The sequence below is a fragment of the Rhodococcus sp. ARP2 genome (assembly GCF_001029585.1).
Classification (GTDB): Bacteria; Actinomycetota; Actinomycetes; order Mycobacteriales; family Mycobacteriaceae; genus Rhodococcus_F; species Rhodococcus_F erythropolis.
This window is the reverse complement of sequence record NZ_LEKE01000061.1, coordinates 76,268-89,808: the sequence shown is the minus strand read 5'-3', so window position 1 is coordinate 89,808 and position 13,541 is coordinate 76,268. Positions and strand designations below refer to the sequence as shown.

Genomic DNA, 13,541 nt, shown 5'->3' with positions numbered 1-13,541 from the left:
ATGTCAGACGACCTGCATTACCTCAGCGCCACCGAAGCTATTGCACACTTTCGCACGCGAGAATTGTCTCCGGTCGAGCTGCTACAAGCAGTCGTCGACCGAACCCAGAAGTTCGAACCTCACATCAATGCCTTCACCGAAGAGATGTTCGAGGAGGCACTGACCGGCGCTCGGGAAGCTGAGAGCCGATATCTCGGCCACGGACCCGATCCGCGGCCGCTCGAGGGAATTCCGGTAGCTGCCAAGGAAAAACACGCTATTGCCGGAAAGTCTCTGACCGAAGGTTCGCTGGCGGCGCGCGGAAACATCGCCCGCGAGAACGCACCGGTGATCGATCGAGTTCTGGCAGCAGGCGGCTTGATTCACGCACGCACCACGACGCCGGAGTTCTGTGTTGCGGCGTTCACGCACTCTCCACTATGGGGCGTGACTCGCAATCCCTGGAATCTCGATTACAGCCCCGGCGGGTCATCCGGAGGTGCGGGCGCTGCACTCGCTGCCGGAACTACCACTCTGGCAACAGCATCCGATATCGGTGGGTCGACGCGGGGCCCGGCAGGCTTCACCGGCACCGTCGGACTCAAAGCGTCGTACGGCCGCATTCCCGGGGTCGCCCCGCTGTCCATGGATTCCTACCGTGGCGACGGTCCGATGGCCCGAACTGTCGACGACGCAATTCTTTTGGCCAACGTTCTGATCGGGCCGGATCCGCGTGACCATTCTTCCCTCAGGCCGGCGATCACGCTGCCACACGAGTACCCGTCGGTCGAGGGAATGCGCATTGCCCTGTGCCTGCGGCTCGGTGACTTCCCCATCGAGCCTGACATCGAGGCGAACACCCGGGCTCTCGCACAGTCGTTGGTCGATGCCGGCGCGATCGTCGAGGAGATCGAGTTGCCGTGGACTCGTGATTCGATGGCAGCAGCGGTGAAAGTCCATTTCGGAACGATCATGGGTGCATCCGTCGCGGAAGTTGCTCGCGTCCACGGTGATCTTCTTGCCGACTACACGCTCGACAACGTCGCGATCACGTCGAAGGGCGCTGCGGAAATGTCATTTCTGGACGGCCTTCGCAAAGAAACCCAGATGCAACGAGAGCTCGCCGAGGCGATGGCTCCATTCGATGCGCTGATCTGCCCGACTTCGGGCACCATCGCCTTCCCGGCAGGCGAGTCTTTGCTCGACGGCCTCACGGTTGCGGACCAGCACGTGAACACCACCGCCGAAGCACTTCTCACGTTGCCGTTCAACGTCGCCAATCGGTGCCCCGTACTAGCGGTGCCCAGTGGACACGCACACAACGGCGTTCCCACGGGCGTCCAGATCGTCGGCCATACGTACGACGAACCGACCGTGTTCCGGATCGGCAAAGCACTGGAGAAGATCCGCCCGTGGGCATACACCGACCAGCATCAACCGAGGCTGGACGTGGTGGCGCCGGCTTCCTCTTGATTGCTGAGGAGATCAGAGCTTGGCTCTGATCTCCTCAGCAATCGGCTGGAACTGCTCGAGGAACGTCAGGGCCCAACCGAACGACGCGACGCCCTCGTAGTCGAACGAGTACACCTGATCGTTCTTGACGGCGCGCAGACGCTGGAAGATGGTGTCGTTCGCCAACTTCTCGTTGATGGGGCCCTTGCCACTGTTGGTGATGATGACGTCGGCTTCGTCGAGTAGCTCCAACTGCTCCTTCGGGAACCACTCGTTGCTGCCGGCAGGAATTGCGAGTGAGCGGTCGTTGAACTGGAACCCGGCCTCGCTGATGACCGTCGTCTGATACTTGGTCGGCGAGTACAGCGAGAAACCACTCTCCTCGAAGTACGTGGTGTAGACGACCTTCACCTTGCTCAACACGTCAGCGTTGTCGCTGCGGAACTTCGCGATCCGCGCCTCGTATCGGTCTGCCAACTCTTGAACCTTCGCACTCTGGTTGAGTGCGTCCGCGACCCCGAGGGCGCGCTCCTTCCACGCGTACTGGCCGTCTTCGGCAAAAACTGCGGTCGGTGCAATCGACCGGATCTGCTCGTAAAGATCCGGGTTGTTCTCCGAAAGGAGGTTGGTCATCACGATCAAGTCGGGAGACAAAGCCGCTATCGCCTCGGCGTTGGGCTCGTACCAGCGTCCCACCTTCGGAAGAGACCGCAGGGCAGACGCATACGGTTCCGGGACACCGTCGGCGTTCTCGTAGTCCACCGGCAATCCGACGGGCGTGAATCCGGCGTCGAACATCGCGGGGCCCGTGTAGTAATCGGCGCTGACCACTCGCTGCGGGTTGGTGGGAACCTCCACCTGCCCCAGTGCCGTGTTGATGGTGCGCATCGAGCCCTCGGCCGATTCACTGGAGCTGGTTCCACAGGCCGTGAGCAATCCGATCCCCGCCAAGGCACCGGCCCCGAGGAAACCGCGTCGGGTAAGTGCTGCGGTGATGCGAGCGAACTCGGCATCGGTATCAGCGGTAGGCAAGAGAAGTGATGTCATGGGTTTCCTGACGGTATCCGAATTAGGGCTACCTAAAATTACTCTCACCTGCACTGTTACGGTGAAGCGTCATGGCCAACCACTGTTTCGATCGAGCCATCGATACGCGCACCCCCTCGGTCGACGGCCGGACGCCGGTACGTTCTTGGTTCGTGACGCCTTCGCGACAGGACTTCCCCGGCATCATGTTGTGGGGAGCGCCGACCCTGGAACCGTCGACGTGGAACGAGCCGGTGTCCACCCCGAACCGGATCGTCGCGGAGCCGTGGTCCGTCAGCACCATCCGGTTCAAGAGCACGGCAACTGGCGTCTGGGATTTCCATACCCACCGCGAACATGAACTGCTGTGGTCGGCAGGTGGGACCGTCACCCTCGAAGCGTCCGAACACCTCTGGATGGTTCCGCCGATGCTCGGCATCTGGATTCCTGCCGGCACTGCGCACCGTGTCCGCTCCGACGACGGCGCCGTCATCTTCGCGACGTACCTGACGCCGGATCGAATCGACACCGATTGGGACTCGATAGTCGGCATACCCATGACCGGTGCACTTCGGGAGGTGTTGTTACACAACGAGAACAACGCCATGCCCGACCTGAAGCGACTACGGCTACAGCAGGTGGCAATCGACCTCATCCATCCCGTTCAGGCCGCGAGTCTCGACATTCCGTTGCCGAGAACGCCTGACCTTCTTTCGATTGCCCAGCAGATCATCGCCGATCCGGCGGACGACCGCACCACTTCCGACTGGGCTCGCACCATCGGCGTGAGTGGTCGGACCTTGATGCGCCGCTTCCAGGCCGACACCGGCACGACGCTCACTCAATGGCGAATTCTGGTGCGCGTCCGCGTTGCATTGATCGAGATTGCCGCAGGCAAACCTGTCGTCGCCGTGGCCCGCGGCCTCGGGTATGCCAACCCTGGAACGTTCATCGACCTGTTCAGGCAGGTCATCGGCCACACCCCCGCCGCGTACTTCCGCTCGTTCTCACCTGTCATGAAACCGCATCAGAATGGCACCAAACCCGCACGGGTGACACGTTAGCGTTGTTAGGCAAGGCAAACCATGTTGCCCGAACACGTTGGAGAACACCACAGATGCACCACCGCCGCCGTTTTGCCAGGTCTATCGCGCTCGCGGTCGGCGCGATCCTGATCGGCACGCTCACCTCGTGCAGCTCGTCCGACGACCAGCCCTCGCCTTCGGCCGAGACCATCGACTACAGCTTCGCGGGGTACTCCGCCCAGATACCTGCCGACCCGCAGCGAGTGGTTGTCATCGACTCCCGGACGTCCCTCGAGTTCGCACTTCTCGCCGATTACCCGATCGTCGCCCTCGATTACGACGAGTCGAGCCATCTCGCATCCAAGGTCCCTGCCGATGCGGGGCATTTGGGCGGCAATCTCAGTAAGGAGGACGTGCTGAGCTACAACCCGGACCTGATCCTCATCTCCGTCGGCTGGTACGAGAGCTACAAGTCACAGAACCTCACTTTCGAGGACATCGCACCGGTTCTGGTGATCCAGGACGGCAGCTCGCCCGACAAGGAGACCGAATCACTCGGCGGGCCTCTGGGATTCATGGGCGAGCAACTGGCACTACTGGGCAAGACCGCCGCCGCCTCGGCAGCACAGGCGCGGTACGAAGCCGCTCTCGCCACTGCCCGCGACGACGTCGGTTCCGTCGCGCAGACCAAGACGATCGCCTTCGTATCGCTGATCGAGGACAAGTTCTTCGTGTTCAACACCCCGAACAACCTGACCGTCGACGTAGCGTCGTCACTCGGTTACACGATCTTGTCCAACGACGCGATCACCGCCGCCCAGTCGGCCGCGATCGGCGGCTACAGCGCCGAATTCGGTTGGGAGAATGCGGATGTGCTCGCCGACGCCGATGTCGTCGTCGCCCAGAATCTCGACTCCTGGCCGGGCAACCCGGCGTGGGATCGTGTTCCAGCCGTGGTCGCCGGCAATGTTGCACCGCTCGACTACGACGACAAAGTCGGATTCGCACTCACCTACACGGACTTCCTGAACAAGTTGGCGGACACCACTCGCAACCTGCAGTGACGGTAACTGGTCATACCACTTGACCTCTCACCAGTTAGCGCTTACGGTCAGTACATGTTCCAACCCGTTGCACGTACCTCCGCTTCCGGCGCAGTGTTCGACCAGATTTCGGTGAAAGTGCTGGCCGGAGAGTTGGCCGCGGGTGAGGCGCTACCCAGCGAGCGCAAGCTCGCCGAGGCATTCGGTGTCTCGCGGCCCGCAGTCCGCGAGGCAATTCAGAAGCTCGCCCAGGCCGGGCTCGTCGAGGTCCGCCAGGGCGAGTCCACGTCCGTGCGAGATTTTCGACGCCAGGCCGGACCCGAACTTCTCCCCCAGTTGTTGGTTCGAGACGGCGTCCCCGACCTGACCGTGGTGCGCAGCGTCCTGGAAACTCGCGAGTTGATGGGACCGCAGATCGCGGTGCTGGCCGCCCGTCGCATCTCCGCGGAATCTGCCCGAGAACTCGACACGGCCGTGGATCAACTAGGCGCCACCGAAGATCCGGTAGAGCTGCAAGACCGCGCTCTGGCGTTCTGGGACGTCGTCGTCGACAGCGCGGATTCCATTGCCTTCCGTTTGATCTTCAACAGCCTGCGCGCTGCATACGAACCGGCCATGACTGCACTTGCCTCCGTCATGGTCGCCGAAGTCGGCCAGACCGACCTGTATCGAAAACTGGCCTCCGCCATCACTTCACACGACGAGTCAACTGCCGAGGCGTCAGCCGCACAGCTCCTTCACACCGGTACGACGGCAATCGGCGATGCTCTCACCTTCCTGGAAGGACTCAAACCATGAGCAAGCCTCTCACTCTGGCCGACGCAGCACGGACGTTCCGCAAGTCACCGACGCCGTGGATGATCGGCACCATGTTGGTGGTCGCTGCGGCAGCGCGCTTCACGCTGGGCAACTGGCAGATCACCGACGCCCTTGTTCCGCTCGTGATGCTTGCCGCATTCCCCTTCGTGGAGTGGATTATTCACGTCTTCGTTCTCCATTGGAAGCCGCGGACCATTGCCGGCGTCACCCTCGATTCACGCCTGGCGCGCAGCCATCGGGAGCACCATTTCGCCCCGCGAACCATCTCACTCATCTTCATTCCGTGGCAGACGCTCCTGATCGTGATTCCCGTCCTGACTGCCGTCGCACTCCTGGCGTTTCCCCGTGTCGAACTCGGTCTGACCTTCCTGACCTGTATTTCCGTACTCGGCCTCGGCTACGAGTGGACTCATTTCCTCATCCACAGTGACTACAAGCCGAAAACTGCTCTCTACCGGTCGGTTTGGCGCAACCATCGCAACCATCACTTCAAGAACGAGCACTACTGGTTCACCGTCACCACCGCGGGAACGGCCGATCGCGTACTGGGCACGTACCCCGATCCAAAATCCGTCGAGACGTCCCCGACAGCCAAGAATCTGCACGGCACCGCGTCGAAGCTGTGAAGAAACGCCGATTCCTGGCCCCTAGCTGGCAATGAACTTGAACTTGACTGTGTATCAGTGATTTTCGTTGAAACCCACCCGAACCGTGCTTAGTGTCGATGGAGTCAGAAGTTCGAAAAACGCTGTAACCGAAGGACGCAACACATGTTCAACGATGTATTCAACAACGTCATCCACCCGATGGTCACGAACTTCCAGCAGTTGGGTCCCCAGCAGTTCATTCCTCAGCAGTTCATCCCTCAGGGCCTGTTCCAGCAGGCACCGCAGGCAGCAGAGCAGGCTGTGACGATCTTCGGTAGCTGATACCGCAATCCACAGATAGCGCCACTCAGGGGTCGTCCGTCCAATATGCTGGACGGACGACCTGAGTGCCTCCGCCTGACAAGGATCCCCATGAGCCCCAACACCCCCGTCCACGCATTCACCGATGACGCCCTGGGCGATCTCGACGCCACCGGCGTCGCCGCCCGGATCGAATCAGGCGAGGTGACCGCACGGGAAGTCATGGAGGCGTCGATCGCGCGCGCCGAGGCAGTGCAGGGGCGATTGAACGGTTTGGCCTGCACAGATTTCGATCGCGCCCTTGCCAGGAGCAACCGGCCGGCCGCGGGCATCTTCGCCGGCGTCCCCACCGCGATCAAGGACAACACCGACAGCGCCGGCCTTCCCACCCAGCAGGGCAGCACCGCCTTCACAGCAGTCCCTGCCAAGGCTGACAGCGATTTCGCGAAGCAGTTCCTCTCCACCGGGGCCATTTCGATCGGCAAGACCCGACTGCCCGAGTTCGGATTCAGTGCGTCCACCGAGTACATGACGGAAGAACCCGTGCACAACCCGTGGAACCCGGCCTACTCGTCTGGCGCTTCCTCGGGTGGCGCTGCCGCACTGGTTGCTGCCGGAGTCCTCCCGATCGCGCACGCCAACGACGGTGGTGGATCGATTCGCATTCCCGCCGCTGCCTGCGGACTGGTCGGACTCAAACCCACTCGCGGCCGTACCATCGCCGATCCGGCCGACAAGTCGATGCCGATCCGGCTGATCTCTCAGGGCGCCGTCACCCGCACGGTTCGCGACACCGCACGATGGATGTCAGCGGCCGAAAGTTACTACCGCAATCCACGACTCGCACCGGTTCGTCTGATCGAAGGACCCAGCTCAACCCGCCTGCGCGTCGGCGTGATCACCGATTCCGTGACGGTCACCAAGACCGACGACGAGACACGCAAGTCCGTCGAAGCTACGGCTGAACTCCTTGCAAGCCTTGGCCATCACGTCGAGGACGCGGCATTGCCCGTCGGACCGGAATTCATCGACGACTTCAGCATCTACTGGGGCTTTTTGTCGTTTGCCATCTCCACCGGTGGCAAACAGATGCTCGGGCCTGACTTCGACAAGTCCGGCACCGACAATCTCACCAAGGGCCTGTACACGCTGTACCGGAAGAACCTGGTGAAGACGCCGCGCGTGCTCTACCGCCTGCGACGGCTCCAGCAGCAGTACAGCGCCATGTTCTTGAAGTACGACGTCGTGCTCTCGCCGGCTCTGGGGCACACCACCCCCGAGCTCGGATACCTTTCTCCTGCTCAGCCTTTCGAGGAACTCTTCGACAAGCTGATCGCGTACACATCGTTCACACCGCTCAACAACATCTCCGGTGGTCCCGCGATTTCGCTACCGATGCACCAGACCAGCAATGGTTTGCCGTTGGCTTCGCATTTCTCCGCCGATCTCGGCGACGAGCGCACACTCCTCGAATTGGCCTTCGAACTGGAAGAGGCTCAGCCCTGGAGAAGAATCCAGGACTGAGCCCCACCCGATAAATACCCTCAGTCTCGTGGCAATCCGAGCATGCGCTCACCGATCACGTTGAGCTGCACCTCGGTTGTGCCGCCGTAGATGGTGGTGGCACGGCCCGAAATGAGCTGCTCCATCGCCTTGTCGCTCGGCTGACCTGGGATGCTGACCGCTCCGGCAGCACCCAGTTCGGCGACGACGAACTCGGCGATCGACTGGCTGATCTTCATCGCCAACAGCTTGCCGACGCTCGACGTCGTACTCACGTCGATTCCCGAAAGTTGCTTGAGCACAACGCGGGAGCCGATGAGGTCGATCGCCTGGCTCTCGGCCACCAGCTCGCCGACGCGGTAGCGCCCGATCGGGCTCAGGTCTGCTGACTTCGCGAACTTCAGTAGATCGGAGTCCGAGGCGTACGCCTCCATCTTCTGGCTCAGGGCGACGCGCTCGCCGGCCAGCGTCGTACGTGCGACGTTCCAGCCGTCGTTGACCTCGCCGACCACGTTCTCGTCGGGGATGAACACGTCGTCGAGGAACACCTCGTTGAACAACGCCGAACCCGTCATCTCACGCAGCGGGCGGACGGTGATGCCCGGTGTCGACATATCGAGCACGAAGTAGGTGATGCCCTGATGCTTCGGCTTGGTGGCGTCCGTACGGGCGATCAGCATTGCCCAGTCGGAGAACTGAGCAACCGTGGTCCAGATCTTCTGACCGGTGATCTTCCAACCGCCGTCGACCTTTTCGGCCTTCGTGGACAATGACGCGAGGTCGGAACCAGCACCGGGCTCACTGAAGAGCTGGCACCACACCAGCTCACCCTGCAGGGTCGGTATTGCCAATTCCTGCTTCTGCTTGTCCGAACCATGCGCTACGACGGCCTGCACGGCCCAGGTGCCCATCAGGAGCTGTGGCATCGAGATACCCGCAGCCTTGATCTCCTGGGAGATGACGATCTGCTCGAGCGGAGCGGCGCTGCGCCCGTAAGGCTTCGGCAGGTGAGGCTGAACCCAGCCGCCGTCGCCGAGCGCGATCAGCTGGTCGTCCTCGTCGAGCTCGACCAACTTGGCAAGCTCGGCCGCAATGTCGCCGCGGATCTCCTCTGCCTCGGGCGGCAGTTCGAGAACCGAAGCCCGGCTGACACCGTCAAGTGCCTGCTGCGCAACACGGTTGGCACGATCCTCGCGGGTGCCGAGAATGCCGCGGATCGAGAGCGCGCGGCGGTAGTACAGGTGGGCGTCGTGCTCCCACGTGAATCCGATGCCGCCGTGGACCTGCACACAATCCTGCGCTACCTGCACTGCGGCGTCCGGCACGATCACTGCGGCGATATCGGCGGCAAAATCTGCCGTGTCGTCGCCCTTGTCCAATGCGCTTGCCGCATCCCACACAACGGCGCGTGCCTGCTCGAGCGCAATGCCCATCTGCGCGCACTTGTGCTTGACGCCCTGGAACTGACCGATCGGTCGCCCGAACTGCACACGGGTCTTGGCGTACTCCGACGCAGTGGAAACACACCAGGACATGACGCCGACGTCTTCGGCACCGAGAACGACTGCGGCAATGGACCGTACCCGCGCCTCGGTGAGACCGTCGAGTATCCGTTCGGCGCTGATCTGAACATTGTCAGCTTCGATCCGCGCACTGCCGCGCAACACGTCGATGCTGTCCTGCACGGTGATCGCGACTGCGCTGCTCTCGAGCACCGCGTAGCGGACACCCTCGGGCAACTGGATCGGGACCAGCAGCACGTCGGCATGTTCACCACCGAGCACACCGTCGAGTGCGCCCGTGATCTTGTATCCGCCGTCCGACGACTCGGCCGCCAACGGAGCACCCAAGGCGACTGCTGCCGTACGACTTCCGTCGATCAGACCGGGCAGGAACTCGGGTCCCGCCTTGGAATCGGCGCCGCCGAGAACGGCGCTTGCCAATACCGTCGGAACAAACGGGCCGGGAGAGACAGTGCGGCCCAATGCTTCCAGTGCCACCGCCAAGGTCAGCAGACCGGCGCCGTGACCACCCTGTTCTTCCGGAACCGCGAGCCCGAGAAGGTCTTGCCCGACCAAAGCCGTCCAGAACTCGGGGAACTTGTCCTCGGTCCGTGACTCCACCGCCGCGCGAACCTGCTCGGTAGTGATGGTGTGCTCGGCGAATGACCGCACCGAATCTGCGAGTGCCGTGTGCTCCTCACTCAGCCCGAGGCCGAGTTCGTATGCGTTGCGTGCCATGCGCTTACAGACGTTCTGCGAGGTCGGCGGTGGTCCAGGGACCCTCGCTCTCGATGGTGTTCACACCGTGCCAGCCGGCAAGTTCCGTGATGGCCCCACCCTGAACGGCATACACCTTGCCGGTCAGCTTGCAGTCCGCTGCCGCAAGATAGGCCACCAACGGGGAGATGTTGGACGGCGCAAACGCGTCGAACTCACCCTCGGGGACCTCGGCGGCGAACAACGCGCCCATACCGGGGGTCGCCAGCGTCAGCCGAGTACGCGCGATCGGCGCAATTGCGTTGACGCGCACACCGTATCGATCGAGCTCGTCTGCGGCCACCAAGGTCAGAGCTGCGATGCCCGCCTTGGCCGCGCCGTAGTTGCCCTGGCCCGCGTTGGGCATGAAGGTACCCGAAGCCGAAGCAGTGTTGATGACCGAAGCGTTGACAGTCTCGCCTGCCTTGCTCTGGTCCTTCCAGTAGGCGGCAGCGTGGTGCAGAGTCGCTGCGTGCCCCTTGAGGTGCACGGCAATGACTGCATCCCACTGGCTCTCGTCCATACCCGCGATGAAGGCGTCACGAAGAATGCCCGCGTTGTTGACCAGAACGTCGAGTCGGCCGAACTCGCTGACGGCCTGCTTGACGAGGCCCTCGGCGCCGTCCCAGGTGGCGATGTTGTCGGTGTTGGCGACCGCCTTTCCGCCTGCGGCAACGATCTCGTCGACTACCTGCTGCGCGGGGCCGGCATCTGCACCGGAACCGTCGTTTGCTCCGCCGAGATCGTTGACCACGACGCTCGCACCCTCACGAGCGAAGAGCAGCGCATGCTCACGGCCGATGCCGCGTCCTGCTCCGGTGATGATCGCTACGCGACCGTCGAGACTTCCCATCAGTTCAGATTCCCATCAGTTCAGTTGTCGGACATGAAGACTCATTTGTCGGCGATGACCGCGAGGCCGTCCTTGATGACGAGGTCGCCGACCGCGCTGGTTTCGTACGAGTACGACGTGGCTCCGTCTGCCGAACCCGACTTGTAGAACACCGTCTCGATGTCCTGGGTCGGGAGCACGGGCTTCGCGAATCGCACTGCGAGACGGCGCAACCGCTCGGTCTCTCCGCCCGCCAGTTCGGTCAGGGCTCCCCACGACGTGAACGCCATCGTGCACAGCCCGTGATTGATGATTCCGGGGAGCCCGGACATCCGAGCGATCTCCTCGTCGAGGTGGATCGGCATCGGATCGCCGGAAGCCGGTGAGTACCGGAACGTCTGGTCCTCGTCGATATGCTGATTCACCACCGCTGCCGGACTACCAGCGCGAAGAGCGTCGTCGAATCGATGTTCGGGAGCCTTCTCGCCCAGTCCGGGGCCCGCGTCGACCTTGCGGAAGAAGGCCGTCATCCACTGCTCGTTGACCAATTCACCCTTGTCGGTTTTGGTTTCGACGTAGATGACGACGGTGGATCCGTTGTCCCGGCCCTCGAATCCGATGGGCTTGGCACGAGCGACCAGATGGTCACCGGGGTAGATCGGACGGTGGAACAGGAAGTCCTGCTCACCGTGAACGAGCTTCATCAGCAGTTCGACCGGCGCCACCGACAGCGCAGCGGGTGCCATCGACATGAAGACGGGTACCACAGCGAAGACCGGCGGAGCGATCTCGCCCTTCAGGTGTCGCTCGATGGGATCGTTGGTGGCAGCGGCATATTCGGCGATGCGCTCAGCTGTCACCTCGAAGTGCTCCGGATCGGTCCATACGTCCAGCCCGGACGTATCGAATTCGACCGCGTTGGTCTTCGGCGTCGTCATTGAGCCGTTACCCGACCAGCTCGGCGAACTTAGCCAGCGAGGCCTCGAGATCAGCCTTGGCGTTCTTGGCAACTGCCTTGCCGATCGGCCCGACGATCATGGTGCCCTTGAAGCTGGCGTCGACGGTTGCCTTCGAACCGGCACCGTCGGCCTCGACCGAGAGAACGAATTCGACGGTGACGCCGGCCATTCCGGTACCGGCAATCTTGACCATCTTCGGAACCTCGACCTCTTCGACGGTCCACTCGATCTTGTTTGCCATACCCATCACGGAGACGACCTCGGTGAACTTGGCGCCCAACGCAACCTGGGTGGGGAGTTCACTCTTCCAGCCCTGGTGAATGGTGAGCCACTCTTCCCAGCGAGACAGGTCCGAGAGCGCATCCCAGGTCTTCTCGGGGGATGCGGGCAGTACAGCGGAGACGGAAACGGAAGCCATGATGAAACTCCTAGTGGGTAGCTGGCGGGTTGTGGGTGTGATTCAGCGTGCGTAGGGCTTGTATGCGGTCACGACAACTGCGCCGCCGAGTCCGATGTTGTGCTGGAGCGCGACCTTCGCGCCGTCGACCTGACGCTTGTCGGCGGTTCCGCGGAGCTGCCAGGTGAGTTCGGCGCACTGGGCAAGGCCGGTTGCGCCGAGGGGGTGACCCTTGGAGATGAGGCCGCCGGACGGGTTGACCACCCAGCGTCCGCCGTAGGTGGTGTCGTCGGCGTCGACGAGCTTGCCGCCGTCACCTTCGGCGCACAGTCCGAGTGCCTCGTAGGTCAGCAACTCGTTGGTGGAGAAGCAGTCGTGGAGTTCAATGACGTCGACGTCGTCGGCGGTGATCCCGGCCTGCGCGTATACCTTCTCAGCGGCCTTACGAGTCATGTCGGCGCCGACGAGGCTGATGGCGCTCTTGTCCTCGAAGGTGCTGTTCATGTCGGTGACCATGGCCTGCCCGACGATCTCGATCGCCTGAGCGGCAAGCCCGTGCTTCTCGACGAATGCTTCGCTGGCGATGATCGCCGCGCCGGATCCGTCCGAGGTAGGCGAGCACTGGAGCTTGGTGAGCGGCCCGTGGATCTGGCGTGCTTCGAGGATCTGCTCGAGGGTGTACTCGTCCTGGAACTGCGCGTACGGGTTGTTCAGTGAGTGCTTGTGGTTCTTGACGGCGATCTTCGCGAACTGCTCTGCAGTGGTTCCGAAGCGTTCCATGTGCTCGACGCCGGCCGCGCCGAACATGTACGGAGCGGGCGGCATCGCGAACTCCTGCAGCTCGGCGAGAGCGAGGAGGTGCCGCATGAGTGGCTGTTCACGGTCGTCGTAGGTGGATCCGAGGGACCCGGACTGCATCTTCTCGAAGCCCAGCGCCAGTGCGCAGTCGGCCTGACCACTCTTGACTGCCTGCGTGGCGAGGTAGAGCGCGGTCGATCCCGTCGAACAGTTGTTGTTGACGTTGACGATGGGGATGCCCGTCAGACCCAGCTCGTAGACAGCCCGCTGACCTGCGGTGGACTCGCCGTAGACGTAGCCGACGTATGCCTGCTCGACCTCGGTGTAGTCGATACCCGCGTCTTCGAGCGCCTTGGTACCCGACTCGCGTGCCATGTCGGGGTAGTCCCACTCGCGGGCTCCCGGCTTCTCGAACTTCGTCATGCCGACGCCGACGACAAAAACCCTGTTACTCATTGCCACTCCTGAAGAGAACGGTATCTGTGTGTGACACGCTGTCCCACCAAAGTATGTGAGACATCTTGTCCAGTCAATGGCGGGGT

The 13,541-nt window shown here is 62.5% G+C and carries 13 protein-coding genes; 7 read left to right on the top strand and 6 right to left on the bottom strand.

The features are described from left to right. Positions 1 to 1,452, top strand: coding sequence for an amidase (locus ABX74_RS17960; RefSeq protein ID WP_047889363.1), 1,452 nt, complete (start codon positions 1 to 3; stop codon positions 1,450 to 1,452). Between the two features lie 12 nt (positions 1,453 to 1,464). Here the strand turns inward: ABX74_RS17960 and ABX74_RS17955 are convergent, their stop codons facing one another. Further along, positions 1,465 to 2,478 carry an ABC transporter substrate-binding protein gene (locus ABX74_RS17955; protein ID WP_019746353.1) on the bottom strand — a complete coding sequence of 338 codons (1,014 nt, stop codon included), beginning with the start codon at positions 2,476 to 2,478 and terminating at the stop codon, positions 1,465 to 1,467. A 71-nt stretch (positions 2,479 to 2,549) separates the two neighbouring features. Between ABX74_RS17955 and ABX74_RS17950 the strand changes: the two genes are divergently transcribed. The 6 genes from ABX74_RS17950 (at position 2,550) to ABX74_RS17930 (ending at position 7,776) form a co-directional block, all read left to right on the top strand. Then, positions 2,550 to 3,521 carry a helix-turn-helix domain-containing protein gene (locus tag ABX74_RS17950; protein ID WP_053062045.1) on the top strand — a complete coding sequence of 324 codons (972 nt, stop codon included), beginning with the start codon at positions 2,550 to 2,552 and terminating at the stop codon, positions 3,519 to 3,521. Between the two features lie 53 nt (positions 3,522 to 3,574). Beyond that, positions 3,575 to 4,546: an ABC transporter substrate-binding protein gene (locus tag ABX74_RS17945; protein WP_047889362.1), complete on the top strand. Its 972-nt coding sequence runs from the start codon at positions 3,575 to 3,577 to the stop codon at positions 4,544 to 4,546. A gap of 54 nt (positions 4,547 to 4,600) precedes the next feature. Then, positions 4,601 to 5,323, top strand: coding sequence for a FadR/GntR family transcriptional regulator (locus ABX74_RS17940; RefSeq protein ID WP_019746349.1), 723 nt, complete (start codon positions 4,601 to 4,603; stop codon positions 5,321 to 5,323). Beyond that, positions 5,320 to 5,970 carry a sterol desaturase family protein gene (locus ABX74_RS17935; RefSeq protein ID WP_019746348.1) on the top strand — a complete coding sequence of 217 codons (651 nt, stop codon included), beginning with the start codon at positions 5,320 to 5,322 and terminating at the stop codon, positions 5,968 to 5,970. Before ABX74_RS17940 ends, ABX74_RS17935 begins: the two co-directional genes overlap by 4 nt. 144 nt (positions 5,971 to 6,114) lie before the next feature. After that, complete coding sequence (locus tag ABX74_RS30450; RefSeq protein ID WP_020905720.1) at positions 6,115 to 6,273, top strand: hypothetical protein; 159 nt, start codon at positions 6,115 to 6,117, stop codon at positions 6,271 to 6,273. 90 nt (positions 6,274 to 6,363) lie between these two features. After that, positions 6,364 to 7,776: an amidase gene (locus ABX74_RS17930; protein WP_047889361.1), complete on the top strand. Its 1,413-nt coding sequence runs from the start codon at positions 6,364 to 6,366 to the stop codon at positions 7,774 to 7,776. Between the two features lie 20 nt (positions 7,777 to 7,796). On the opposite strand, the gene ABX74_RS17925 is transcribed toward ABX74_RS17930, so the two are convergent. Genes ABX74_RS17925 through ABX74_RS17905 form a run of 5 tightly spaced genes read right to left on the bottom strand, consistent with a single transcriptional unit; the run spans position 7,797 to position 13,455 of the window. Then, entirely contained in the window at positions 7,797 to 9,995 is a 2,199-nt protein-coding gene (locus ABX74_RS17925) for an acyl-CoA dehydrogenase (RefSeq protein WP_020905718.1), read from the bottom strand. Positions 9,996 to 9,999: 4 nt separating this feature from the next. Further along, entirely contained in the window at positions 10,000 to 10,866 is an 867-nt protein-coding gene (locus tag ABX74_RS17920; protein WP_007735961.1) for an SDR family oxidoreductase, read from the bottom strand. Positions 10,867 to 10,907: 41 nt separating this feature from the next. Continuing rightward, positions 10,908 to 11,783 (bottom strand): MaoC/PaaZ C-terminal domain-containing protein, encoded by an 876-nt coding sequence (locus ABX74_RS17915; protein ID WP_019746344.1) that lies wholly within the window; start codon positions 11,781 to 11,783, stop codon positions 10,908 to 10,910. Positions 11,784 to 11,790: 7 nt separating this feature from the next. Then, positions 11,791 to 12,222 carry an SRPBCC family protein gene (locus ABX74_RS17910; RefSeq protein ID WP_019746343.1) on the bottom strand — a complete coding sequence of 144 codons (432 nt, stop codon included), beginning with the start codon at positions 12,220 to 12,222 and terminating at the stop codon, positions 11,791 to 11,793. A 42-nt stretch (positions 12,223 to 12,264) separates the two neighbouring features. Further along, positions 12,265 to 13,455, bottom strand: a complete 1,191-nt coding sequence (locus tag ABX74_RS17905) for a lipid-transfer protein (protein WP_007735955.1) — start codon at positions 13,453 to 13,455, stop codon at positions 12,265 to 12,267. Positions 13,456 to 13,541: the final 86 nt, after the last annotated feature.

Coding starts and splice junctions, on each gene's coding strand:
- ABX74_RS17930 (WP_047889361.1), top strand. CDS start 6,364: ATGAGCCCCAACACCCCCGTCCACGCATTCACCGATGACGCCCTGGGC.
- ABX74_RS17935 (WP_019746348.1), top strand. CDS start 5,320: ATGAGCAAGCCTCTCACTCTGGCCGACGCAGCACGGACGTTCCGCAAG.
- ABX74_RS17925 (WP_020905718.1), bottom strand. CDS start 9,995: ATGGCACGCAACGCATACGAACTCGGCCTCGGGCTGAGTGAGGAGCAC.
- ABX74_RS17950 (WP_053062045.1), top strand. CDS start 2,550: ATGGCCAACCACTGTTTCGATCGAGCCATCGATACGCGCACCCCCTCG.
- ABX74_RS17910 (WP_019746343.1), bottom strand. CDS start 12,222: ATGGCTTCCGTTTCCGTCTCCGCTGTACTGCCCGCATCCCCCGAGAAG.
- ABX74_RS30450 (WP_020905720.1), top strand. CDS start 6,115: ATGTTCAACGATGTATTCAACAACGTCATCCACCCGATGGTCACGAAC.
- ABX74_RS17920 (WP_007735961.1), bottom strand. CDS start 10,866: ATGGGAAGTCTCGACGGTCGCGTAGCGATCATCACCGGAGCAGGACGC.
- ABX74_RS17955 (WP_019746353.1), bottom strand. CDS start 2,478: ATGACATCACTTCTCTTGCCTACCGCTGATACCGATGCCGAGTTCGCT.
- ABX74_RS17945 (WP_047889362.1), top strand. CDS start 3,575: ATGCACCACCGCCGCCGTTTTGCCAGGTCTATCGCGCTCGCGGTCGGC.
- ABX74_RS17905 (WP_007735955.1), bottom strand. CDS start 13,455: ATGAGTAACAGGGTTTTTGTCGTCGGCGTCGGCATGACGAAGTTCGAG.
- ABX74_RS17915 (WP_019746344.1), bottom strand. CDS start 11,783: ATGACGACGCCGAAGACCAACGCGGTCGAATTCGATACGTCCGGGCTG.
- ABX74_RS17960 (WP_047889363.1), top strand. CDS start 1: ATGTCAGACGACCTGCATTACCTCAGCGCCACCGAAGCTATTGCACAC.
- ABX74_RS17940 (WP_019746349.1), top strand. CDS start 4,601: ATGTTCCAACCCGTTGCACGTACCTCCGCTTCCGGCGCAGTGTTCGAC.